Source organism: Acidimicrobiales bacterium (assembly GCA_040219085.1).
Classification (GTDB): Bacteria; Actinomycetota; Acidimicrobiia; order Acidimicrobiales; family JAVJTC01; genus JAVJTC01.
In genome coordinates, this window is sequence record JAVJTC010000004.1 from 117,770 (window position 1) to 140,994 (window position 23,225).

Sequence of the window (23,225 nt, forward strand, 5' to 3'; positions counted from 1 at the left end):
AATAGCCCACTCCGGGCGCTCGCAGCTGCGGCAGCGACACAGTGGCCCGGCGCGCAGCCGAGAAACGCAGCGCGCCGCGGTCCCCGTCAGTCCTCGCGTAGTCGGATGAGCTCCGCTGTCTTACCTTCGGCCACGCCGTCCCCGTCGGGGATGACGGCCAGCCCGTTCGCCGTCGCCATGGCTGCGAGCTGGTGGGAGCCCTGCCCGCCGGCGGACCCGAAGCGGTACTCGCCATCGGCGTAGTGCCACACCACGCGGGCGAAGTGGGTCTTGCCGTCGGCCCCACGACGCATGGGCTCGTCGGCAACCGCGGTGACCCTTGTCCGGTGGTGGCGGCTGTGGCCCATCATCTTGCGCAGCGCGGGGCGGGCGAACAGCTCGAAGGAGACCATCGACGAGACCGGATTGCCGGGCAGACCGAACACCGGCGTGCCGTCCACCAGCCCGAACGCAAGAGGCTTCGCAGGCTTGATCGCCACCTGCATCCACCGCATGTCGCCGATGCGGTCGAGGACGACCTTCACCCAGTCGAAGTCGCCCATCGAGACGCCGCCGCTGGTCAGCAGCGCGTCGCAGTCGGCGACACCGGTCTCGATCGCCGCGGCTATCGCGTCCTCGTCGTCACGGGCGATACCGAGATCGACGGGTTCACAGCCGGCCTCTGCCAACAGGGCCAAGAGAGTCGTGCGGTTCGAGTCGCGGATCTGACCCGGGGCGAGCTCGACCGGACCTTCCACCAACTCGTCGCCGGTGGAGAGCACCCCGACGCGGGCCCGGGGCGTGGCCGCCACCTCGGTGAGGCCGAGGCTCGCGAGCACGCCCAGGTGTCCGGGTGACAGGACGATGCCGGCCTCGAAGACGACGTCGCCGGGGCGGACGTCCTCGCCGGCGGCACGGACATGGTTGCCCGTCGGCACCTCGATCTCGACTGTGACCTCGTCCCCGTCGACCGAGGTCCTCTCGACCATGACCACCGCATCGGCTCCCGGGGGCATCGGCGCGCCGGTCATGATGCGCGCCGCCTGGCCCGGACCGACGGTGATGTCACCTGCATCGCCCGCGGCGATGGTGCCGACGACGCTGAGGACCTTCGGCGCTCCCGAGGTGTCCGCTGCCTGCACGGCGAATCCATCCATCGCCGTGTTCGCGAACGGCGGGATGTTCTCGGAGGCCGTAACCGCCTCGGTGGTGACGAGTCCGGCCGCGCCTCGCAACGGATGGCGCACGGTTCCGAGACGGGACACCCGGTCGAGAATGTGGCTCTGGGCCTCCTCGAGAGGGATCACGAGCCGATCCCCCGTTCGGCGACGATCGACGCGAGCACGTCGGCGAACTGGCCGCCGAGTTCAGGGTGCGCCAGCCCGAGTTCCACCGTCGCCCGCAGGTAGTCGAGCTTCTGGCCGACGTCGTAGCGGCCCTCGACGAAGCTGACGGCGTAGAGGCCCGCGCCCGCGGCGAGATTCGCCATGGCGTCGGTGATCTGGATCTCTCCACCGTGGCCGGGTTTCGTGCGGGCGATCTCATCGAAGATCTCCGGCGGAAAGACATAGCGACCCGTCGAACCGAACTGCGACGGCGCCTCCTCCGGTGGCGGTTTCTCGACGATCCCCCGAAGCTTCATGACATCGCCGTCGATCTCTATCGGGTCGGCCGCGCCGTAGGCGGACACCTCGGCGCCGGGGAACTCCTTGACGCTGATCACGGCGGCGCCCGGGTGGTCCCCGGCGACGCTGATCATCCGGCGCAGGAGGGCACCGTCGTCGATCATCAGATCGTCGGGGAGCAGCACTGCGAATGGCTCGTCACCGACGTGAGCGGCCCCCATGCCGATCGCGTGACCGAGACCCCGGGCCTCGGGCTGGCGGATGAAGTGGATGGTCGCGAGGTCGGCGATGCGGACGATCTCGTCGAGGGCGTCCGTCTTGCCCTTGGCCTCGAGCGTGCGCTCGAGGTCCGGAGCCCGGTCGAAGTGGTTCTCCATCGTCTGCTTGTTCGTGGATGTGACGATGAGGATGTCCGTGATGCCGGCGGCCACTGCCTCCTCGACGACGTACTGGATGGCGGGTCGGTCGACGACCGGGATCATCTCCTTGGGCTGTGCCTTCGTCGCCGGAAGGAAGCGGGTGCCGTACCCCGCAGCGGGGATGACCGCCTTGCGTACGGTCCCGGTGGTGGGTTCCGCCGTTGTCATTGTCGGGCTCCTGGGTCGCGGGCTCTCGGCGACGTCAGGATAGGAGGCGGCTCAGGCGGCCGTTCCCGCCGAAGGCGCGGTCACCGCGGCCTCCTCGCCCTTGAAGAGGCGGCGGATGTTGCTGTGGTGACGGGCGACGATCACGGCCGCGGCGCCCCCCATGAAGGCGATCTCCCACCCGTCGGCCCCCACGAGAACGACGCCGAGGGTGAGCAGTGGGACCCCGATGATCGACCCGAGCGACGAACGTCCCGTGATCTTGACGATGGCCACCCAGGCGACGAGCCCACCCGCGGCGACGAGAGGCCACAGGACCCAGGTCATCCCGCCCAGTGTCGAGACTCCTTTTCCTCCGCGCAGGCCACGCTGGATCGGGAACATGTGACCGACCACGGCCGCTCCCCCACAGACCACGGCGAGGGCCCGGTCCTCCACGAGGAGACCGACGAGTGCGGGGATCAGACCCTTGAGGACATCGCCGAGCAGCACGGTGGCGCCGGGGAACCGACCGGCGATGCGGTAGACGTTGGTGGCGCCGGGATTACGCGAGCCCTCGGTCGTCGGGTCGTGACCGGCGAGACGACCCACGATCTGTGCAGTCGGGAAGGTGCCCAGCGCGTAGGACGCGAGCGCGAGGAGCCACCAGCCGCTCACGAGCGCGCCCCGGGGTCCATTTTCTCCACGGCCGTGAGACTCCCGGCACGGCCGTCTCGTTACAGAAACTGGCACTCGCCCGATTCGAGTGCTCACGGCCGGCGTTACACTTCTGCTCCGCCGGTTCGCCCGGCACGTGTTCGAACCGGAGTCGCGCAGGAGCCCAAGGGCATGCCCACCTACGAGTACCGCTGCAAGACCTGCGAAGAGCAGTTCGAGGTCGTCCAGTCGTTCAGCGACGACGCTCTGACCGTCTGTCCCCTCGCCGGTGAGCCGGGCAGCCCCCCCGGTTGCGTGAAGCCCGGTGAGGGCGAGGTCCGCAAGGTGTTCAGCGCTCCCGGCATCACGTTCAAGGGCGAGGGCTTCTACAAGACCGACAGCCGGTCGAAGTCGACGAAGACAGCGACGAAGACGGCTTCGAGTTCGTCATCGGACAGCAGCTCATCGGACTCCTCGTCGAGTTCTTCATCGGAGTCCAGCTCGTCGGATTCGAAGTCGTCGGATTCGAAGTCCTCGGGCGGATCTGACTCCTCGTCGTCGTCGACCAAGTCCGACTCCAAGAAGTAGCGTCACCCGGGTCGGGCCGCGCCGGTCTCTGCGACCGCTACGGCTGATCTTCCCCCTCGAGAGTCTCGGGAGCCACGGGCTCCGAAGCGGGGAAGTCCAATGCCCACGCAACATCCGCGCTGGCAACGCCACCCGATCGTGCGGCGCCTGCGCAGTCCGCTCGTCCACTGGGCCATCGTCGCGGTCTGCATCCTCCTCGTCGTCTGGCGGGTCGTGACAGTCATCGACAGGGCAGAGGCCGAACGGCGCGCCTGGGGCGAGACCGAGCAGGTCGCGGTCGCCGCGGTCGACCTCGTTCCGGGCGACCCGGTCGGCGGAGACACGATCGTGTGGCGCAACCTGCCGGCGTCGGTGCTCCCCGAGGGTCGCCTGGACGTGATTCCCCCGGGGTCGACCGCGCGTTCGCGTATCGACGCCGGCGAGATCCTGGTCGGTCACCGGGTTGCCGGCGCCGGGGGCGGGTCGGACCTACCTTCAGGCACCGCGGCGGTCGACGTCGTGTTGCCCGTGGCTCCGGCCCGCCTGGAAATCGGCGATCTCGTCGACGTGGTCGTGACGTTCCCCGTCGCGCCGGGCGCAGCCGAACCGGCGGAGATCGTCACGCAGGGGGCAACGGTGCTGGGCCTGGCCGATCGGACGGTTTCGATCGCCGTCCGATCCGGCGACCTCACCGCCGTCGCCCACGCGCTCGCCACCGGATTCATCACGTTGGCGGTCGTCGGTTGATCCCCGCGGATCTCAACGCCGGTCGATGACCAACTCGCCCTCTTTGGAGTCCACGACGACGGTGTCACCGTCGCTGAACCCGCCCTCGAGGATCTCGAGTGCGAGCCGGTCGGACACCTCCCGCTGGATCACCCGCTTGAGGGGCCTGGCACCGTAGGCCGGGTCGTACCCGATCTTCGCGAGCTCCGCCTTGGCGGCATCGGTCACGTCGAGCCCGAGACGTCGCTCGGCGAGGCGCTGTTGCAGACGCTCCAACTGGATGTCGACGATCTCGGTGAGGTCCTCGGTGGTCAGAGCGGCGAAGCGGACGATGTCGTCGATCCGGTTCACGAACTCCGGCTTGAAGTACTCGGCCGGTTCGACCGGGAGGTTCGACGTCATGATCAACACGACGTTCGTGAAGTCGACCGTGCGGCCGTGCCCGTCGGTGAGGCGGCCGTCGTCGAGGACCTGCAGCAGGATGTTGAAGACGTCGCCGTGGGCCTTCTCGATCTCGTCGAGGAGGACGACCGCGTACGGCCGACGCCGGACGGCCTCGGTGAGTTGGCCTCCCTCGTCGTAGCCGACGTAGCCGGGGGGCGCTCCGACGAGGCGGGCGACGGCGTGCTTCTCCATGTACTCCGACATGTCGATGCGGATCATCGCCCGCTCGTCGTCGAAGAGGAACTCGGCGAGCGAACGTGCGAGCTCGGTCTTGCCGACGCCGGTGGGACCCAGGAACAGGAACGAGCCGATCGGTCGGTTCGGATCCGACAGGCCGGCGCGGCTGCGGCGCACGGCGTTCGCCACGACGGTGACGGCCGCGTCCTGACCGATCACCCGACGGTGCAGGTACTCCTCGAGGTGGACGAGCTTCGCGAGCTCACCTTCGAGGAGCCGTGAGACGGGGACGCCGGTCCAACGGCTGACGACCTCGGCGATGTCCTCGGCGTCGACCTCCTCCTTGAGCATGCGGCGCACCGACTGGAGCTCGTCGAGTTGGCGGGTGGCGTCGTCGGTCGCACGCTCCAGGTCCGGCAGGCGCCCGTAGCGGATCTCCGCGGCGCCGGTCAGGTCTCCGGAGCGTTCGAGGGACTGGGCCTGCTCGCGCGCCTCCTCGGTCTGTTCCTTGAGCTCACGGATGCGGCCGATGGCGTCCTTCTCGGAGTTCCAGTGGGCCTGCATCCCGAGAAGCTGCTCCCGCAGGTCCGCGAGCTCGGCATCGAGAGCGTCGAGCCGCTCGGCGGAGGCCGTGTCGGTCTCTTTGGCGAGCGCCACCCGTTCGATCTCCAACTGACGGATACGGCGATCCACCGCGTCGATCTCCTCGGGCATGGAGTCGATCTCGATCCGCAGCTTCGAACCGGCCTCGTCGACGAGGTCGATGGCCTTGTCCGGCAGGAAACGGCCGGTGAGGTAGCGGTCCGACATGACGGCCGCGCCCACGAGGGCCGCGTCCTGGATGCGCACGCCGTGATGCACCTCGTAGCGCTCCTTGAGGCCACGCAGGATGGCGATCGTGTCCTCGACGGAGGGTTCGGCGACGAGGACCTGCTGGAAGCGGCGCTCGAGCGCGGGGTCCTTCTCGATGTACTTGCGGAACTCGTCGAGGGTCGTCGCCCCGATCATGCGCAGCTCGCCGCGGGCGAGCATCGGCTTCAACATGTTGCCGGCGTCCATGGCGCCCTCTGCGGCGCCGGCGCCGACCACGGTGTGCATCTCGTCGACGAAGGTGATGACCTCACCCTCCGCCGCGGAGATCTCCTCGAGGACCGCCTTGAGGCGCTCCTCGAACTCGCCGCGATACTTGGCGCCGGCCACCATCGCCGACAGGTCGAGGGCGATGAGGCGCTTGTTCTTCAGACTCTCGGGCACGTCGCCCTCGACGATGCGACGGGCGAGTCCCTCCACGATCGCCGTCTTGCCGACGCCGGGCTCACCGATGAGAACGGGATTGTTCTTGGTGCGGCGCGAGAGGACCTGGATGGTGCGGCGGATCTCGTCGTCACGGCCGATCACCGGGTCGAGCTTTCCCTGGCGGGCCATCTCGGCGAGATCACGGCCGTACTTCTCGAGGGCCTGATAGGTGTCCTCGGGATTCTGCGACGTCACCCGCTGGCTACCGCGCACCTCGCGCAGCGCGCCGAGCAGGGTCTCGCGGTCGACACCGACGCGATCGGCCATCGCGAGGAGCAGGTGCTCGGTGGAGAGGTACTCGTCAGCGAGAGTGGTGCGTTCGGTGTCAGCGGCTTCGAGGACCTGGGTGAGGTCACGGCTGATCCGTGGATCCCCGCCGCCGTAGGCGCTCGGGAACTTGGCGATCTCGTCGTCGAGGCGGTTGCGCAGCGACAGGGGCGCCACGCCGACGCGCTGCAGGAGAGGCAGGACCACACCCTCGGCCTGGCCGAGGAGCGCGGTGAGCACATGGGCCGGCATGACCTCGGGATTGGACCGGGCGCGCGCGGCGTCGACGGCGGTCTGGATCGCGTCGGCTGTCTTGTGGGTCCATCGTTGCGGGTCGAGTGCCATCTCTCATCTCTCCTGGGTCTCGAGCGCATCGCGCAGGGCCTCCACGGCCGCACGCTGATCGTCGCTCAACTTCGTCGGGACCGCCACGTCGATGGTGACGAGGAGATCTCCCTTCTGGTTCTCGGCGGCGACACCCCGACCGCGCACCCGCATGACCCGGCCGGGTTGGGTGCCTTCGGGGATCTTGATGGTGACGGCGTCGTCGAGGGTGGCGACGCGGGTGCGTCCACCGAGGGCGGCGGTCGTGAACGGAACCGTCACGGTGGTGAGCAGATCGGGGCCGTCGCGGGTGAATCGGGGGTGGGACCCGACGATCACCTCCACGAGGAGGTCACCGGCGGGCCCGCCGTTGACGCCGGGGCCGCCTGCGCCCGGGACCCTCAGGAGGTCCCCGGTGTCGACGCCCGCGGGGATGGTCACGGGAATCCGTCGGCCACCGGCCCCGGAGAGGGTGACGGTGGTGCCCGTCACCGCATCCGTGAAAGAGACGGGGACGCGGGCCACGGCGTCGGGCCCCCGGTGGGGGCGGTCACTGAATCCGGCGTCGTTGCGGGAACCGAACAGGCTCCCGAGCAGGTCTCCGAGGTCACCGGACCCGAAGGATCCGCCGCCCGCCCCGAACGATCCGGCGTCGGACCCGTGCGCCGTGGAGTGCCCGGATCGCCCCCAGCCCTCGGTGTCGAAACCGCCGTGGGAGAAGCCGTCCCCGGCGAAGCCCGAGCCGACCATCGAGCGGAACTCGTCGTACTCGGCACGCTTGTCAGGGTCGCCGAGCACGTCGTAGGCGGCGGTCACGTCCTTGAACCGCTCGCCGTCACCCGCGTCGGCGTTGACGTCGGGGTGCAGCTTGCGGGCGAGCGCGCGGTACGCCGAGGTGATCTCGGCGGGGGTCGCATCGGCGGCGACGCCCAGTACCTCGTAGAGGTCGGTGTTGAGCGCGTTCTCGGGAGACATCAATCTGTACAACGCAGCAAACCTGCGTGTATTCCACTCAGGTTTCGGTGACCACGGAGCGCGCAGAACGGGCCGGAAGACCGCAGGCGACACTGGGGCGGAGGCCCGTGTCGCTAGGGTCAGCGGCCGTGCACTCCCGACGTTCGCGCCTGATGAGACTGCTCGCCTCGATCCTCGTCGTCATCACGCTGGCCGCGTGTTCATCGGGGACCGACGCCGGTGACGATGCCGCCGCGGCTGACGGCGCGGGCGACAACGGCAGCGCCGGAGCCGGCACCGGCACCGGCACCGGCACCGATGGTCCGTGCGCCGCGGCCGAGGTGGACGGACAGCAGTTCACGCTGGTGTCCGCCGACGAATCGGTGAGCGCGCGGGGCACCGTTCCCGAGAGTCTGAGCATCGCCACGGCCGAACAACCCTGCGAGGTGGCCATCGTGGATCTCCTCGCGACCACCGGCGAGAACGGAGAACTGGCGAGCCTGGGCTTCGCCGTGGACATGGGCCCGCTGCTGCGGGACTCGATCGACGACCTCGCCGCGGAGGCGGCCGGCCTGCTCGTCGGCGAAGGTGACGAACTGATCCTCGACGAGGCGACGACGGTCTCGGACCTGCCGGCCCGGCGCCTCGAGATCGCCCTCGCCGGCAGCGAGGACACCCTGGGCGGACGGGGACTCCTCGTGTTCGTCGCGGCCGGCGACCAGGTCCTCACGTTGACGGCCATCGCCCTCGCTCCGGACTTCGACCTGGCCCGCCCGGACATCGACTCGGTTATCGCGTCGCTCGACATCGCCGTGGGCGGCTAGGCTCTCGCCGATGATGCGTGACAGCGTGACGTGCTGGTGGTGGCCGACCTTCTAGGGCGGCTCCGCGCATCGACGAGAACACCGAGCCGCCCACTACGGGCGGCTCTCGTGCGTTTTCGGGACCCGCCCGCCCGAACCGAGGAGCATCCATGATCACCGACGAGGCGATCCACTACGCCACGAACGGCGGGATCGGCGTGACGCGTCACGCCACCACCGCCGAACCCGGCGCCGCGGTGGACGATCTGATCGGCGCGCTCGAGGACAGGCGTGGCGTCCTGTTGTCGTCGAGCTACGAGTACCCGGGGCGTTACACGCGTTGGGACCTCGGCTTCGTCGACCCGCCCGTCGTGCTGTCGGCCCGGGCGGGTGCCTTCACCATCGAAGCCCTGAACGAGCGCGGCCGGGTTCTGCTCCCTGCGATCGCCGCGGCCGTCGGCGCGCTCGCGTCGGTGACGAGCACCTTGGACGGCGACACGGTCACGGGCCGGATCGTGCCCTCCGACGAACGGGTACCGGAGGAGGAACGCAGTCGCCGGCCCTCCACCTTTCTGGTCGTCCGCGCGCTGCGGGACCTCTTCGCCGCCGACGAGGATCCCCACCTCGGCCTGTACGGGTCCTTCGGCTACGACCTCGCGTACGAGTTCGAACCGATCGAACGACGCATCGACCGCCCCGAAGACCAGCGGGACCTCGTGCTGTACATCCCCGACAGTCTCCTCGTCGTGGACCATCAGGCGGCGGTGGCGACCCGCTACGACTACGAGTTCACAGTGGACGCGTCGACCACCGCCGACCGGGCCGGTGGCGGTGGCTCCCATCCGTTCACGGCGGCGGACCGGCCCGCGAGCCGGGACCACGAGTCGGGCGAGTACGCGGAACTGGTCGAAGTCGCCCGTGAGAAGTTCGCACGGGGGGACCTGTTCGAAGTCGTGCCGTCGATGCGGTTCACGGAACCGACGACGAGCACCCCGGCGGAGCTGTTCACCATCCTGCGTGAACAGAACCCGGCGCCGTACGGATTCCTGATCAACCTCGGCCACGGGGAGTTCCTCGTGGGCGCGTCGCCGGAGATGTACGTACGGGTCGAGGGCGACCGGGTCGAGACGTGTCCCATCTCGGGGACCATCGCCCGCGGCGACGACCCCATCGGCGACGCGAGCCAGATCCTGGCGCTGCTCAACAGCGACAAGGACGAATCGGAACTGACGATGTGCACCGACGTCGACCGCAACGACAAGTCACGGATCTGCGTGCCCGGATCGGTCAAGGTCATCGGCCGTCGTCAGGTCGAGATGTACTCCCGGCTGATCCACACGGTGGACCACGTGGAGGGACGGCTGCGGCCCGGCTACGACGCGCTCGACGCCTTCCTCACCCACACCTGGGCTGTGACCGTGACCGGGGCCCCGAAGGCCTGGGCGATGCAGTTCATCGAGGACAACGAGCGCACGCCACGGGCCTGGTACGGCGGGGCCGTCGGCCGGGTGGGATTCGACGGGGGGCTCAACACGGGTCTGACCCTCAGGACGATCCACATGCGCGACGGCATGGCCCACCTGCGCGTAGGCGCCACCCTGCTGTACCACTCCGACCCGGAGGCCGAGGAGGCCGAGACCGCGCTCAAGGCATCGGCGTTCCTCGACGCGATCCGCCACCCGGGCCGCACCCGGACGGCGCACAGCTACACCCCCGACGGGGGCGAAGGTCTGCGGATCGTCCTCGTCGATCACCGCGACAGCTTCGTGCACACCCTCGCCAACTACCTGCGCTGCACCGGCGCCGAGGTGACGACGTGGCGGGCCGGGTTCGACCCGGCCGAACTCGCAGACTCGGGCGCCGGACTCGTGGTCCTGTCCCCCGGCCCGGGCCGCCCCGAGGACTTCGCGGTCTCGGCGACGGTCGAGGCGGCACTCGCCGCGGGCCTACCGGTCTTCGGGGTCTGCCTCGGGCTTCAGGGGGTCGTCGAACACTTCGGCGGCACCCTGTCCACGCTGGAACCGCCGATGCACGGACGGGCGAGCGACATCCACGTCACCGGCGGCCGCCTGTTCACCGGGATGCCGGCGACGTTCGAGGCCGGCCGCTACCACTCGCTGTACGCGCGCCCCGACGACGTCCCCGCGGAACTCGAGATCACCGCGACGGGCGACGACGGGAACGTGGTGATGGCCGTGGAACACCGCAAGCTGCCGATTGCGGCCGTGCAGTTCCACCCGGAGTCCATCATGTCGCTCGGTGACGACGTCGGGCTGCGCCTCGTCGACAACGCCGTGCGGGCGCTGCGGGCCTGAGAGAACGACCGCCGACCGTGGCCGGACAAGCCCGGTCGAACGAGGCCGGTCAGCCGGCCCCGGAGCCGGTCGACTCGAACAACTGGGAGCGGACACGCCTGATCCTGGCCAAGACCTCGGTGTCCGCGCCATCGGGCGGAGCCGCGACCCTCGCGCCTTCGCGAAGCTGCCAGCGCGCCGCGACCTCATCGACACCGGTCCCGTCGAGGATCGCCGCTGCCTGGACCGCCGCACCCATGGCCACCAGTTCCTCGCAGTCCGGCACGAGAAGCGACCTGCCGGACAACGCCGCTACGACGTCATGCCAGAGAGGACCACGCGCCCCGCCCCCGATGAGGATGATCGGCGCGTCTGCGGCGACGCCCGAGGAGTGGTGATCCAAGACGTCGATGGCCTCGATGAGACTCGCACCCGCCCCCTCGTAGGCCGCCCGCAGAATGTGCCCCGGCGTCGATTCATGCCGAAGGCCCTCTATCGCGCCGGATGCGTGGGGGAGATAGGGGGTCCGCTCTCCGTCGAGAAAGGGGAGAACGGTGACGCCACGGCTCTCATCACTGGCGGACTCGCGGTCGATCCCGAGCCAGGTCGCCACCCGGTCGACGGCGAGAGTGCAGTTGAGCGTGCACGCGATCGGCAGATAGTGGCCCGTCGCGTCCGCAAGCCCGACGATCGCGCCGGTCGGCTCAGCCGAGCGGACCGACGAGCGGGTGTAGACGGTTCCCGACGTCCCGAGGCTCACGACAAGTTCGCCCTCGCCGAGGCCGAGCGCGAGGGCCGCAGCCGGATTGTCACCCGTCCCCGGCCCCACCGCGACACCCGTCCGCAGGCCCAGATGTGCGGCGGCTTCCTGGCTGACCGAGCCGACGGTGTCGCTGGGTCCGGCCACGGCAGGAAGCAGGTCGGGATCGATGTCCACATCCGCGAGCGTCAGGACATCGGGCATGTAGTCGTCGGTTGCCGTGGACCACCAGCCCGTCGCAGACACGTCGCCTCGATCCGTCGTGGCGGTCCCGGTGAGACGCTCGTTCAGCCAGTCGTGTGGAAGCCGGATCCCCCGGACCGCTGCCGCGACCGACGGTTCGTGCCGACGAACCCACATCCACGAAGTGACGGTGAAAGCCGCCAGGGGGACGCTGCCGACGCGGTCGGCCGCACTGGCCGCGCCGCCGAGGGCTGCAATCAGGTCCTCGGCCTCCCGAGCCGATCGGCTGTCGTTCCAGAGGATCGCGTCACGCAGCGGCATCGAATCGGCGTCGACGAGGACGAGACCGTGCTGTTGAGCGGCGATGGAGATGGCATCGATGTCCCGAGCCCGGCCGGTCTGAGCGATCGCATCCCCGAGCGCGGCCCACCACTGGACCGGATCGGTCTCACTCGTCGCCCCCTCGCCGGTCACCACATGAGGCGACCGGCCCGATGCGACCACCCGACCGTCCCGGGGATCGACCACGACGACCTTGGTGGCCTGGGTCGAACAGTCGACCCCGCAGACGAGACTCACGCCGGTTCCCCCAGCTGACGGCTGAACCGCTCGACGGCCCACGAGCGAACCGACCAGAGGTCGCTCACCGGCTGAGCCGTGAACGGCAGCACGGGCATGTAGTCGGGCGGGCCGTACTCAGGATCGAAGGTGATCACATCCTCGCCCCGCGCGCTGTGCTCGGCGACGATCTGGGCCCACCAGGCCTCATGAGCCTCGAGCGCCGGGCCGTTCTCGGGAGCGGACGGGTCGTTGACCTGGGGCCCCTGGGGAAAGCCCACCCGTCCATGGATGTGGTCGGCGCGGCTGCAGGCCAGCGCCAACTCGGCGGCGCAGTCGTCCAGTAGCCGCTCACAGACACAGACCCAGTGGCTGAAATCAGCCACGATCCGCAACGAGGGGTACTCCTCGAGTAGCGCCGCCGTACGGAACGGGTTGTAGAGAATCCGCATGCGGTGGGTCTCGTGGGCGATGGTGACGCCGACTTCTTCCTGACGGGTGAGCGTGTGTTCGATGAACGCACGCGCCTCGTCGGGGCCGAACCGGTCCGCCCCACCGTGCAACGTGACCGCACACGCACCTGCGGAGAGGGCGTCGTCGAGTTGGCGGTCGAATGTGGAGACATGGGTGGCGTCCGGTGCCAGGTCGATCCCACCCCAGCGCGTCGAGAAGTCCGGCGTGTGGGTGAAGATCATCACCCGGTACTCGAGGCCGTGCTCGGCAAGAAGCTCCGGGAGGCGCTGGGCCTCCCGGGCCGTCGACCAACCCAACGTCGCCATGAACTCCGGAGCCGGCCCTTCGAGGCCGTCGTAGCCGGCGTCGGCGATACGGCCGAGGACCTCCCCCAGGGGCGGCCCGGACAGACCCCAGAGGGGCATGAAGGTCCTGAGTTGCATCGCTGTCACGTCGCCGGTCGAGCGAGCATCCGCCCCGCCCATCCGGGGCGAGATCCGACCGACATCGGGTTCATCAGTCCCGGTCCAGCTGCGACTCGATTCCCCTGGCATTCTGCCCGCCGCCCTGGGTGACACCGAAGACGTCGTCTTCGACGCCGGGAGTGGGGAACGGCTCTTCGCCGGCCACACGGGGGCGCTGTCCCCGGACCATGAAGTTCGGGCGTTCACGGGCGATGCCGACGCCCCCCCAGTTGTTCTGGTAGTAGATCCCCGCCGTCTGCTCGTTGTCAGGGGTGCGGTAGCCGATCCGCACGACACGCCGATAGGCGTTCGTCGTGTTGATGTTGGAGCCGTGGATCGTGTTGGTGTTGAACACGATCACGTCACCCGCCTTGGCGTGAACGGGCGTGGTGTCCTCGAGCTTGTACGCGTCGGTGGGCAGATGGGGCGAACACGGTGTGCCGTCAGGCTCCGTCACGATGTGGCGGAGCGCACCGAGCTTGTGGGAACCGTCGAGGAACCGGAAGCATCCGTTCTCGTCGTTGGTGTCATCGAGGTGGACGAGAGCCAGCAGGTGGCGGTCATCGGTGTGGGGATAGAAGGGCCAGTCCTGATGGACCGGGAACGGCATGCCGGTCTGGGGGGGCTTGACGTGCATGGCCTGATGGTGATGCTCGACGTTCGGCCCGAGCAGGTCGACGAGAGCATCGCAGAGGCGGTCGTTCGTCGCAGCCTGCATCCAGGCCCCCGAGTACAGATCGAGATCGTGGAGATAGATGAGCTTGGAGAGCTTCTCGGTCTCCTCGTCCATGTAGACCTTGCGCCACGGGCCCGTCCAACCCTCGTCGTTCCAGGCCCAGCGGGCGATGAGGTCCATCAGGCCCTCGCGCATCTGCTCGATCTGATCGTCGCTGTACACGTTCGGGATGAGCACGTAGCCGTGCTCGTGGTAGAAGCGGGCCTCGGCATCGGAGAGCACCCGACCTTCGCCGGGGAGCGCGTGGGCCTCCTCGTTGAAGACGGGACCCGCCGGATCGAGCTGTCCGTACTCGACTGTTTCGGTACTTACGAGAGGCATGTCTGGTCCTTCCAGGTCCCGGGCGAGAATTGCTCATCTGAGCCGTATCACGCTCATAATTGTAGAATGCGGATGTGTGGCGATCAACCGGCAACGGAATCATCGACCGCCGCACCAACCTGTTCGGCCAGTGCACGGCCGAGGAGATGGTGCGCCTCCGGGCCGAGATGGATCCCATCGACGGAGCTGGTCTCCACCAACTGGGCCGCGTCCATGAAGCCGCAATCGAGAGTTGCGGCGAACCCGCGCAGCCGCTCGGACAGCAGCGCGGACTTGGCCTCACCACCCACGAAGAGCTCGGCGAAGGTGCTGAGGGGCCCGAGACGCGGAGGGGCCACCAGGACGATCTCCGGAGCCGAGCCCTCCCGCCCGTACCCTCCGGTCCGAGCCACCTCGACCAGCCTCGCGGCGCCCCAGGCGACGTCGAACGCGGACGCTGCGAATCGTCCCTTCAGGTCGTTGGTTCCGAGCATGATCACCACGACGTCGAGGGGCTTGTGGCTCTCGAGGCATGCGGGAAGGTAGGTGAGGCCATTGCGGTCGGCACCTTCGACGGGGTCGTCGAAGACCGTCGTACGGCCGTTGAGCCCTTCTTCGATGACCACGAAGCCGTCACCGAGAGCATCGGCCATCACACCGGGCCAGCGCTGAGTGCGGTCGTAGCGCCGAACGGACACGTCGAGACTCTCGATCGGCGGATGACCCCACGTGTTGGAGTCACCGAAACACATCACCACGGCCGGCCGGTCGGAGATCGTCGGAGTCACGATCGTCCCGTCACGCCGAAGGGATCATGCCGTGCGGATCGATCACGAACTTCTTACTGGCTCCCCCGTCGAAGTCCGCGTACCCCCGGGGCGCGTCGTCGAGCGAGATCACCGTGGCCCCCACCGCTTCGGCGATACGAACGCGATCGTGCAGGATCGCCTGCATCAGGTTGCGGTTGTAACGCATGACGGGACACTGGCCCGTCGTGAACGTGTGGGACTTCGCCCAACCCAGCCCGATCCGCACGGACAGGTTCCCCCGCCGGGCGGCCTCGTCGACGCCCCCGGGGTCGCCCGTGACGTAGAGGCCGGGGATGCCGAGACGCCCCGCAGCCCTGGTCACCTCCATGATCGAGTTCAGGACGGTCGCAGGAGCCTCGCGTTCCGCATCGGCACCGTGACCACGGGCCTCGAATCCGACGGCGTCGACCGCCGCGTCGACCTCGGGCACGCCGAGGATCTGTTCGACCTGCTCCAACAGGGTCGCATCGCTGCGGAGGTCGACGGTCTCGCAGCCGAAGCTCGCAGCCTGAGCGAGCCTCTCGGGGATCAGGTCGCCGACAATCACCACGCTCGCGCCCAGGTACTGGGCGGAATGGGCCGCGGCCAACCCGACGGGGCCCGCGCCCGCGACATAGACGGTCGACCCCGACGTGACACCCGCCGTCTTGGCACCGTGATACCCGGTCGGGAAGATGTCGGACAGCATCGTGAGGTCGAGAATCTTCTCCATCGCCTGGTCCCGGTCAGGGAAGACGAGCAGATTCCAGTCCGCATAGGGAGCCATGACGTACTCGGCCTGACCGCCTACCCAGCCTCCCATGTCCACGTAGCCGTAGGCCGAACCGGGTCGATCGGGATTGACGTTCAGACAGACCCCGGTATGACCCTCCTTGCAGTTCCGACAGCGCCCGCAGGCGATGTTGAACGGGACCGAAGCGACGTCTCCGACCCGCACGAACTCGACGTCAGTGCCGATCTCTACGACCTCACCGAGAATCTCGTGACCCAGCACCAGACCCGGCGGCGCAGTGGTCCGTCCCCGGACCATGTGCTGATCGGATCCGCAGATGTTCGTCGAGATCACCTTCAGGATCACGCCGTGCTGGCAGATACGCCCCACGTTGGCGGGATTCACGCCGGGGCCGTCCCGCAGGACGAGGTCCGGGTAGGGGATCTCGTCGACCTCCACGCGACCCGGCTCCATGTAGGCGACTCCCCGGTTTCCCCCCACTCCACGACCTCCTGGTGACTGCAGCACCTCCACGTGGGCGGGCTGCTCATACGGGCACGAATACTTCTCGCATGAGCGTATGGCCAGCCCTGCGGTGGGTCAAGACACATCGAGATGGCCCGAACCACGTGCTCTTGTTCTTCCTTGACGCCCACCGGCGACACGGATACCGTCTCACCTGATGACTTCAGCTGCTCATATGAGCCCCCCGGACGGTGACGTCGCCGACGGCGACTGGTTGGCGGAAGTGGAGCGGGTCGCTGCCATGATCCGGCGGCGCGGATTCGAGCTCGCCGAGAAACACGACGGCGGCTACCTCATCCAGGCCTGTTCGTCGGCGGAGATACTCGCCACGCTCTACGTGCGGCTCATGCGACTCGGGCCGCCTCCGGCCAACCGGACCCCCCGACCCTTCGCCGGTACACCCGGCCCCGGTAGGGCGACCCAGTGGGGTGGCGAGTTCAACGGCCCGGACGTTGCCGGCGCCGATCGGTTCATCCTCTCACCGGCGCATTACTCGACAGCGGTCTACGCGGCCCTCATCGAGACCGGGCGTCTCAGTTCGGATGCCCTCGACGACTACAACAGCGACGGCACGACGCTCGAGATGATCGGAGCGGAACACAGTCCCGGGATCGAGGTCACCGGCGGATCGTTGGGCCAGGCACTGTCAGTCGGCGTCGGGCGCGCACTGTGGCGAAGTCGATGTGGCGACGACGGGCTCATCTGGGTGTTCGTCAGTGACGGCGAGACCCAGGAGGGCCAGACCTGGGAGGCCCTCCAGTCTGCGGCCGCGTTCGGCCTGGGCAATCTGAGGATCCTGATCGACCAGAACGGCTGGCAGGTCGACGGGCCGATGGCGACGGTCATGCCCGTCGGTTCCATCACCGAGAAGGCCCGCGCATTCGGTTGTGCGGCGTTCGAGGTCGACGGTCATGATCCCCTCGCCATCGTCGCGGCCGCCACGAGCGGTCCCGAAGATGCACCGAACGTCGTCGTCTGCCGCACGGATCCCCGCCGCGGCTTTCCCGCCATCTCGGGTCGAACCGACGCGATGACCCACTTCATCCGCTTCCGGCCGGGTGAAGCCGACGAGATGCGCGCCTCGTCCCCTCTCTACAGCGGTGCCCTGACGCAGTGAGGACGAAAGGTGTCGCAACCCGGCCCTTTGGTCCGACCCTCGTGGATTACGCACGTCGGAACCCGCGGGTCGTGTGCGTGACGAACGACCTGACGAAGTCGGTCGAGGCCGACCTGTTCCGTGAGACCTTCCCCGACCGGTACTTCTCACTCGGAATGGCCGAACAGAACCTCGTCGGTGTGCTGAGTGGACTCGCCCGGGAGGGGCTGGAGCCGTTCTACCCGTCCTTCAGCGTCTTCGTCACCCGCCGACCGTATGAACAGATAGCGCTCAACATCGCCTATCCGAATCTTCCGGTGAGGCTCATCGGCTTTCTCCCCGGGCTGACCACCCCGGGCGGCGTCACCCACCAGGCCACCGACGACCTCTCGCTGATGACGACCCTGCCGAACATGACCGTCCTGTCCCTCGCCGATGCCACCGACGTCGAGACGTTCACGGACAGCCTCCCCGCCATCGACGGGCCGGTCTTCTGCCGCATGCCGCGCGGCGAGGTGCCACGATTCTTCGACGAGCCGTTCCGACTCGGGCACGCAAGGGTCCTCTCCGAGGGTGCCGACATCTGCGTGCTCAGCACGGGCGCCGCGGCTCCGCACGCGGCCCGGGCGTGTGAGACCCTTTCCGCCGGGGGCGTCGCCGTAGCTCATCTCGTCATCTCGACGTTGAAGCCGTTCGACGACCTCCGGGTGACCGAGGCGATCGCGGATAGTCCCGCAACGATCACGGTGGAGAACCACCTGACCCGCGGAGGACTGGGCACCGCCGTAGCCGAACTCATGGCCGAGGCGGGAATCCGGACCACCCTGCGGCGGGTGGGGATCCGGGACACCTTCACCCACGGCGGACGCCCGCCGTACCTGTTCGCCCACTACGGAATCGACGCCATCGCCGTGATCCGGGCCGCGAACGGACTGCTCGGGACCTCGATGACCCTGGAGGACGAAGTAGTGGCGCAACACAGCGGGCCGCACGAGGACGCTGCCGAGGGCCTGTGAGCCCGAAACGAGGACCGGGGAGCAGCTACCGGCGTCCGCGGGCGTCAGAGGTCGAGCAGCGCCCGCGCCACCCCGGCATCGGTGACCAGCGCTGACAGCAGGCCCGACTCGAGTGCCGCTCCGACCGCCTGTGTCTTCGCTGCGCCTGCCGCCACCCCGATGACGGAGGGTACGGCGCGCAACTGCTCCGGATCTATCCCGGTCGACCGCGACGCCACCGGCGAGGCCACAACCGAGCCGGACTCGTCGATCAGGGTGCCGAAGATGTCGGCTACGACACCGGCGGATCGGATCTCGTCGCGCTCCGCGTCGGCCAGGAGGTCGAACAGGCCGGACTGTGGTGGGTCCCAGGAGCCGATCGCCGCGATGACGAGGGAGAGTTCGGAGAACCAGCCACGGGCCCGGACGAAACTCGGATCCGCCTGAAGTCCCTTCGCCACCGCTCCGTCGTTGACGAGGTACGGAAGCAGGAACGTGTGCATCGGTCCGCCGGTGCGCTCGGCGAAGCGGCGGACGAGATCGACCGAGTTCATCCACAGCTCGACCTCGGGCATCCCGCCCACGATCTGCACCGTCGTACACGGCGGTAGCGGGGGGAGATGCGAGATCAGATCGTGCAGAGTGCGCCCCCAGCCGATCCCCACGACGTCAGCGTCGGTCAGGACCTCCGGCAACAGCGCTGCGGCCAGACGAGCCACCGCCAGACGCACGCTGTCAACGGACAACTCGTTGACCGTTGCGACGACGGCCCGGTCGAGGCCGAATCGGCGCTCGAGTTCGAAGGACAGGTCCGTGTCGATCAGGCTGGGTGTCGCGATCTCGATCTTGACGATCCCCGCCTCTCGCGCGTCGTCGAGCAACCGAGCGACACGAAACCTCGAGATCGACAACTCGTCGGCGATCTGAACCTTGGTCCGCCCCTCGAGGTAGTACCGGCGGGCGATGAATGCCAGCTCCAGAGAGCGCAGCGGCTCGATCACCTCATCGGTGACATCCACGGAACGATCCACAAGACGCGAGCCTACTCGCTCAGATGAGCGCATCAGGTACCTATCCCCGGGTGCGGCCGATGAAGGCGAGCTCCTTGAGCCGCAGCCGGCCCTGATCGAGCGCAACTGCGATGACGAGGATCAATCCGACGACCACCAGTTGATAGTCGCTGTTGACATCGAGAAGAACGAGTCCGTTGTCGATCACGCCGAGCACCAACACGCCGACGACGGTTCCCCCCACCCTCCCGATGCCGCCCAGCAGGCTGGTACCGCCGAGGATCACCGCGGCGATGACCGTCAGCGACGTCCCGTTGGCACCATTGGGCAGGCCCGCACCCACCGTCGCCGTGAAAATGATGCCGGCCACCGCTGAGAACATCCCCGCGATCACATAGACCACCACCTGCAACCGCGAGATCCGCAGACCTGCGAGGCGGGCGGCCTCGAGGTTGTCGCCCACGAGATATGCGTTGCGACCGAAGGTCGTCCAGATCATGACGACGGCACCGAGGGCGAAGCACCCCAACATGACGACGACGGGCACGGGCACCCCGCCGGGCAACTCCCCGAGTCCGATGTCGCGCATCGTCTGATCGGACACCGGGATGGTGCGGCCCTCGGCGTAGATGCGCGCGAAGCCCCGCAGGAACGTGAGCGATCCCAAGGTCGCGATGACCGGGTTGACCCGGAGCTTCGCTATCACCAGGCCGTTGACGAGGCCCGCCGCCGCCCCGACACCGATGCCGAGCAGGAGTGTCGCCCCGACCGGAACCCCCGCCTGGAGCTGGTCGGCGATGACGACGCTCGTGAGGGCGATCACCGACTCCGTCGAGAGGTCGAGCCCCCCTGAGATCACGACGATTGTCTGGCCCACGGCCGCAATCCCGACAACGCTCACGGCGAGACCCACCGCGACGAGGTTGTTGCGGGTCAGGAATGCGTCGTCGGCGACGGAGAGCCCCACGCACATCGCCACGAGGAAGACCAGCAGGACCGCGGCGGGATGGGCCGAGAAGTCCGCGAACGCCCGTCGGGCCAATTCCGGGATCCGTCGACCGGCGGGAGCTACGTCGTCCGGGGCCGGGTCGGACCGCTCGATTTCGGAAGGTGTTGGATCGGCGGTCAGCGGCATGAGAGATCCTTCACTTCAGCGCGCAGATGAATGCGTCGGTTGCGGGGGGGCCCGCCGGACGGGTACACGGCCACCGAACAGGACTCGGCGACGCTCACAGCGCCAGCCCCAGGATGGTCGAACTGGAGATCTCGTCTTCCACGAGAGCTCCGGTGATGGCGCCATTCCGGAAGACGAGCACACGGTCGCAGAGTGCCTTGAGCTCATCGAGGTCATCGGACACCGCCAGGACGGCGAGACCCTCCTCGGTTGCGCGGGCGATGGTCTGGTAGATCTCGGCGCGCGCCCCGAGATCTACCCCGACCGTGGGGTGCTCCAAGACGAGAACCGTCGGCTCCGACGCGAGTAGACGCGCCATCAGGCACTTCTGTTGATTCCCGCCGCTCAGCGTGCTGATGGACTGCCGGACATCGGGGACCTTGATGCCGAGACGTTCCCGCCACAGCTCTGCGGCGGAGTGGCGGCGACCTCGCCTGACGAGACCGGCGAACGCACCGATCCCGTTCCCGGCCAGGATGTTCTCCGTCACGCTGGAGTTCGCGAATATGGCCTGCTTCTTGCGCTCACCGGGAAGAAACGAGACGCCGCGTCGCTTCGCGGCGTGGGGAGATCGCGGCCGGAAACGCTGACCGCCCAGACGCATCGTGCCGCCCACCGGACGCGTGACACCACCCACGATCCGGGCGACCTCTTCGTGTCCGGCATCGATACGACCGAACATACCGAGGACCTCGCCACGGCGGAGTTGGATGTCGTTCGATGCGCCGTCGCGGGTGACCTTGAGATCCCGTACGTCGAGGACGACCTCTGATCGCACAGCCGACGAGTCGCGCACGTAGGGATCGAGGGAGGCGCCGAGGATCATCTCGATGGCAATGGCGCGATCGACCTGCGAGCGGGGCCGCGTGCCGGCATGGCGCCCGTTGCGCAGGGCGGTCACCGTGTCCGCGATCTCGAGGATCTCGTCGAGGTGGTGCGACACATAGAGGACGCTTCCGCCGCCATCGGCGAAGTCCCGGGCGAGGCCGAGGAGCACAGACCGCTCGGCTGCGGGAAGCGCAGCGGTCGGTTCGTCGAGGATCAGCAGCCGCGCATTCTGCGACACCGCATGGGCGATCTCGATCACACGCCGAGCCGCTGTCCCGTAGTCGGACATCGTCCGGTGCGGGTCGATGTCCATTCCGAACGGTTCGAGCACCCGCCGGGCTTGACGTTTCGCCGCGGAGCGATCGAAGAAGACCCCGCCGGCAACCGAGGGCAGGGCCCCGAGGAACACGTTCTCTGCGACGCTGCGGTTGATGGCGATCTGGGGTTCCTGATGAACGACCGCTATTCCCAGGTCGCGAGCAACCCTTGGTCCCAGGATCCGGTGCACTTCACCATCGACGAGGATCGTGCCTTCGTCGGGCTGGGTGGCACCCGCGATGACCCGGATGAGCGTCGACTTGCCCGCACCGTTCTCCCCGACCAGGGCGTGCACCTCACCCCGGCCGATGGTCAACGAGACGTCGTCGAGCGCTACCTGGCCGGGATATCGCTTGGCGATACCACGGAGTTCGATCAGCGCGGAGCTGGCTCTCGTCACGTCGGGCACCATGGGCTGGGCCGCGGCCCGGCCGAAACTGGGGATCGAATCGGCCGGGCCCGGCGGCTACGCGGGATAGAGCTCGTCGATGGTCGCCGCCTCACAGTTCACGTGAGGCACGAACAGCTCCTCGGGAACCGGCTCACCGGCGAGGATGTCCAACGCCAGGGAGATGGTGAAGAATCCGTAGTTGGCGGGTCCGTAGTCGACCGACCCGACGAAGATCGGATCACCACCACGGATCAGCCCCTGTGCGACACCGTCACAGCCCTGGCTGACGATCACCGAGGTGTCCTGCTTGTTCGCGGCCTGCAGAGCCTGATGGGCCCCTAGGGCTCGGCCGTCCTCGATGGACCCGACCAGCACGTTCTCGAACTCACTGTTGCCCGAGAGCCACTGCCGCATCTTGTTCAGCGCGTCCTCGGTGTCGTTCACGTCGAGGCGCACGATCTGGTCCGCGGGAAAGTCCGGCACCTGTGCAAGGAAACCGTCCTCGTAGCCCTGCATGCGGAGATCGTTGATCTCGCCTGCGGGAGTGAACTCCAACAGCACCAGCGCGGTGGCGTCGGGGGCCCAGCCACGATCGAGGAAGATCTCACCGAGCTTCTCGCCGCCGAGGGTGCCGGCGACCGTGTTGTTTCCTCCGAAGAACGGAGCACCCGGCACGGGACAGTCGATGGCGACGATGGGGATTGCCGCCTCCTCCATGAGATCGGCGATCACGTCGTTCGTGGGGGTGTCGCACTGGTACTCGATGACCGCGTCGACGCCCTGGTTGATGAAGGTGCGGGCGTTCTCGACCGCCTGGGCGGCGTCATAGGCGTTGTCCAGGACGACGAGATCGACACCCGCGTCCGCAGCCGCCGACTCGTGTCCCTCCTCGACCGTCACATGGAAGTCGATCTCCCGGCCGATCGAGCCGAAGCCGATCGTGTAGTCACCTGCGGGTTCGAGGTCCGCGACGTAGTCCTCCGTCGCGATGGCTCCGACCGTGGACATGTAGCCATCGGACGAACCGTCATCGGCCGCACCATCATCAGCCGCACCGTCATCGGCCGCACCATCATCAGAGGCGCCGTCATCGGCCGCACCATCATCAGCCGCACCGTCATCAGAGGCGCCGTCATCAGAGGCGCCGTCATCAGAGGCGCCATCATCAGAGGCGCCATCATCAGAGGCGCCGTCATCAGAGGCGCCGTCATCAGAGGCGCTCGCCGTGTCGTCGTCG

General features: G+C 68.2%; 20 protein-coding genes and 1 pseudogene. 6 read left to right on the plus strand and 15 right to left on the minus strand.

Annotation, left to right across the window (positions count from 1 at the left end; all coding sequences use genetic code 11):
- Positions 1 to 86: 86 nt before the first annotated feature.
- Genes RIE08_02090 through RIE08_02100 form a run of 3 tightly spaced genes read right to left on the minus strand, consistent with a single transcriptional unit; the run spans position 87 to position 2,845 of the window.
- Positions 87 to 1,286 carry a molybdopterin molybdotransferase MoeA gene (locus RIE08_02090; GenBank protein ID MEQ8716378.1) on the minus strand — a complete coding sequence of 400 codons (1,200 nt, stop codon included), beginning with the start codon at positions 1,284 to 1,286 and terminating at the stop codon, positions 87 to 89.
- Entirely contained in the window at positions 1,283 to 2,191 is a 909-nt protein-coding gene (locus tag RIE08_02095) for a UTP--glucose-1-phosphate uridylyltransferase (GenBank protein MEQ8716379.1), read from the minus strand. Before RIE08_02095 ends, RIE08_02090 begins: the two co-directional genes overlap by 4 nt.
- A 51-nt stretch (positions 2,192 to 2,242) precedes the next feature.
- Positions 2,243 to 2,845 carry a glycerol-3-phosphate acyltransferase gene (locus tag RIE08_02100; GenBank protein MEQ8716380.1) on the minus strand — a complete coding sequence of 201 codons (603 nt, stop codon included), beginning with the start codon at positions 2,843 to 2,845 and terminating at the stop codon, positions 2,243 to 2,245.
- Positions 2,846 to 3,016: 171 nt separating this feature from the next.
- Here RIE08_02100 and RIE08_02105 point away from each other — a divergent pair.
- A pseudogene (locus RIE08_02105) lies at positions 3,017 to 3,196 on the plus strand (zinc ribbon domain-containing protein).
- A gap of 14 nt (positions 3,197 to 3,210) precedes the next feature.
- Here the strand turns inward: RIE08_02105 and RIE08_02110 are convergent.
- On the minus strand, positions 3,211 to 3,393 hold the full coding sequence (locus RIE08_02110; GenBank protein ID MEQ8716381.1) for a hypothetical protein: 183 nt from the start codon (positions 3,391 to 3,393) through the stop codon (positions 3,211 to 3,213).
- A 118-nt stretch (positions 3,394 to 3,511) separates the two neighbouring features.
- Between RIE08_02110 and RIE08_02115 the strand changes: the two genes are divergently transcribed.
- Positions 3,512 to 4,138 carry an SAF domain-containing protein gene (locus RIE08_02115; GenBank protein MEQ8716382.1) on the plus strand — a complete coding sequence of 209 codons (627 nt, stop codon included), beginning with the start codon at positions 3,512 to 3,514 and terminating at the stop codon, positions 4,136 to 4,138.
- A gap of 12 nt (positions 4,139 to 4,150) precedes the next feature.
- Here RIE08_02115 and RIE08_02120 read toward each other — a convergent pair whose 3' ends face one another.
- On the minus strand, positions 4,151 to 6,646 hold the full coding sequence (locus RIE08_02120; protein MEQ8716383.1) for an AAA family ATPase: 2,496 nt from the start codon (positions 6,644 to 6,646) through the stop codon (positions 4,151 to 4,153).
- Positions 6,647 to 6,649: 3 nt separating this feature from the next.
- On the minus strand, positions 6,650 to 7,600 hold the full coding sequence (locus RIE08_02125) for a DnaJ C-terminal domain-containing protein (protein ID MEQ8716384.1): 951 nt from the start codon (positions 7,598 to 7,600) through the stop codon (positions 6,650 to 6,652).
- 152 nt (positions 7,601 to 7,752) lie between these two features.
- On the opposite strand from RIE08_02125, the gene RIE08_02130 reads away from it, so the two are divergent.
- Positions 7,753 to 8,403: a hypothetical protein gene (locus RIE08_02130; GenBank protein MEQ8716385.1), complete on the plus strand. Its 651-nt coding sequence runs from the start codon at positions 7,753 to 7,755 to the stop codon at positions 8,401 to 8,403.
- Between the two features lie 149 nt (positions 8,404 to 8,552).
- Complete coding sequence (locus RIE08_02135; GenBank protein ID MEQ8716386.1) at positions 8,553 to 10,697, plus strand: anthranilate synthase component I; 2,145 nt, start codon at positions 8,553 to 8,555, stop codon at positions 10,695 to 10,697.
- Between the two features lie 49 nt (positions 10,698 to 10,746).
- Here RIE08_02135 and xylB read toward each other — a convergent pair whose 3' ends face one another.
- The 5 genes from xylB to fdhA form a co-directional block, all read right to left on the minus strand.
- Positions 10,747 to 12,198 (minus strand): xylulokinase, encoded by a 1,452-nt coding sequence (xylB, locus tag RIE08_02140; protein ID MEQ8716387.1) that lies wholly within the window; start codon positions 12,196 to 12,198, stop codon positions 10,747 to 10,749.
- On the minus strand, positions 12,195 to 13,073 hold the full coding sequence (locus tag RIE08_02145) for a TIM barrel protein (protein ID MEQ8716388.1): 879 nt from the start codon (positions 13,071 to 13,073) through the stop codon (positions 12,195 to 12,197). Before RIE08_02145 ends, xylB begins: the two co-directional genes overlap by 4 nt.
- Before the next feature lie 73 nt (positions 13,074 to 13,146).
- Entirely contained in the window at positions 13,147 to 14,151 is a 1,005-nt protein-coding gene (locus RIE08_02150) for a phytanoyl-CoA dioxygenase family protein (protein ID MEQ8716389.1), read from the minus strand.
- Between the two features lie 83 nt (positions 14,152 to 14,234).
- Positions 14,235 to 14,918 carry an SGNH/GDSL hydrolase family protein gene (locus tag RIE08_02155; GenBank protein MEQ8716390.1) on the minus strand — a complete coding sequence of 228 codons (684 nt, stop codon included), beginning with the start codon at positions 14,916 to 14,918 and terminating at the stop codon, positions 14,235 to 14,237.
- A 10-nt stretch (positions 14,919 to 14,928) separates the two neighbouring features.
- Complete coding sequence (gene fdhA / locus RIE08_02160) at positions 14,929 to 16,152, minus strand: formaldehyde dehydrogenase, glutathione-independent (protein MEQ8716391.1); 1,224 nt, start codon at positions 16,150 to 16,152, stop codon at positions 14,929 to 14,931.
- Positions 16,153 to 16,333: 181 nt separating this feature from the next.
- Here fdhA and RIE08_02165 point away from each other — a divergent pair, with 181 nt between their 5' ends.
- Both RIE08_02165 and RIE08_02170 read left to right on the plus strand, forming a co-directional pair.
- On the plus strand, positions 16,334 to 17,293 hold the full coding sequence (locus RIE08_02165; protein ID MEQ8716392.1) for a thiamine pyrophosphate-dependent enzyme: 960 nt from the start codon (positions 16,334 to 16,336) through the stop codon (positions 17,291 to 17,293).
- 41 nt (positions 17,294 to 17,334) lie between these two features.
- Entirely contained in the window at positions 17,335 to 18,288 is a 954-nt protein-coding gene (locus tag RIE08_02170) for a transketolase C-terminal domain-containing protein (protein ID MEQ8716393.1), read from the plus strand.
- A 44-nt stretch (positions 18,289 to 18,332) separates the two neighbouring features.
- Here RIE08_02170 and RIE08_02175 read toward each other — a convergent pair whose 3' ends face one another.
- The 4 genes from RIE08_02175 to RIE08_02190 form a co-directional block, all read right to left on the minus strand.
- Positions 18,333 to 19,286 (minus strand): sugar-binding domain-containing protein, encoded by a 954-nt coding sequence (locus RIE08_02175; GenBank protein ID MEQ8716394.1) that lies wholly within the window; start codon positions 19,284 to 19,286, stop codon positions 18,333 to 18,335.
- Between the two features lie 52 nt (positions 19,287 to 19,338).
- Positions 19,339 to 20,412 (minus strand): ABC transporter permease, encoded by a 1,074-nt coding sequence (locus tag RIE08_02180; GenBank protein MEQ8716395.1) that lies wholly within the window; start codon positions 20,410 to 20,412, stop codon positions 19,339 to 19,341.
- A 94-nt stretch (positions 20,413 to 20,506) separates the two neighbouring features.
- Positions 20,507 to 21,997, minus strand: a complete 1,491-nt coding sequence (locus RIE08_02185; GenBank protein ID MEQ8716396.1) for a sugar ABC transporter ATP-binding protein — start codon at positions 21,995 to 21,997, stop codon at positions 20,507 to 20,509.
- Positions 21,998 to 22,063: 66 nt separating this feature from the next.
- Positions 22,064 to 23,225: sugar ABC transporter substrate-binding protein (locus tag RIE08_02190; GenBank protein ID MEQ8716397.1), on the minus strand; the 1,162-nt coding region annotated here is incomplete at its 5' end.

Coding starts and splice junctions, on each gene's coding strand:
- RIE08_02095 (MEQ8716379.1), bottom strand. CDS start 2,191: ATGACAACGGCGGAACCCACCACCGGGACCGTACGCAAGGCGGTCATC.
- RIE08_02115 (MEQ8716382.1), top strand. CDS start 3,512: ATGCCCACGCAACATCCGCGCTGGCAACGCCACCCGATCGTGCGGCGC.
- RIE08_02120 (MEQ8716383.1), bottom strand. CDS start 6,646: ATGGCACTCGACCCGCAACGATGGACCCACAAGACAGCCGACGCGATC.
- RIE08_02125 (MEQ8716384.1), bottom strand. CDS start 7,600: ATGTCTCCCGAGAACGCGCTCAACACCGACCTCTACGAGGTACTGGGC.
- RIE08_02130 (MEQ8716385.1), top strand. CDS start 7,753: ATGAGACTGCTCGCCTCGATCCTCGTCGTCATCACGCTGGCCGCGTGT.
- RIE08_02135 (MEQ8716386.1), top strand. CDS start 8,553: ATGATCACCGACGAGGCGATCCACTACGCCACGAACGGCGGGATCGGC.
- RIE08_02145 (MEQ8716388.1), bottom strand. CDS start 13,073: ATGCAACTCAGGACCTTCATGCCCCTCTGGGGTCTGTCCGGGCCGCCC.
- RIE08_02150 (MEQ8716389.1), bottom strand. CDS start 14,151: ATGCCTCTCGTAAGTACCGAAACAGTCGAGTACGGACAGCTCGATCCG.
- RIE08_02165 (MEQ8716392.1), top strand. CDS start 16,334: ATGACTTCAGCTGCTCATATGAGCCCCCCGGACGGTGACGTCGCCGAC.
- RIE08_02180 (MEQ8716395.1), bottom strand. CDS start 20,412: ATGCCGCTGACCGCCGATCCAACACCTTCCGAAATCGAGCGGTCCGAC.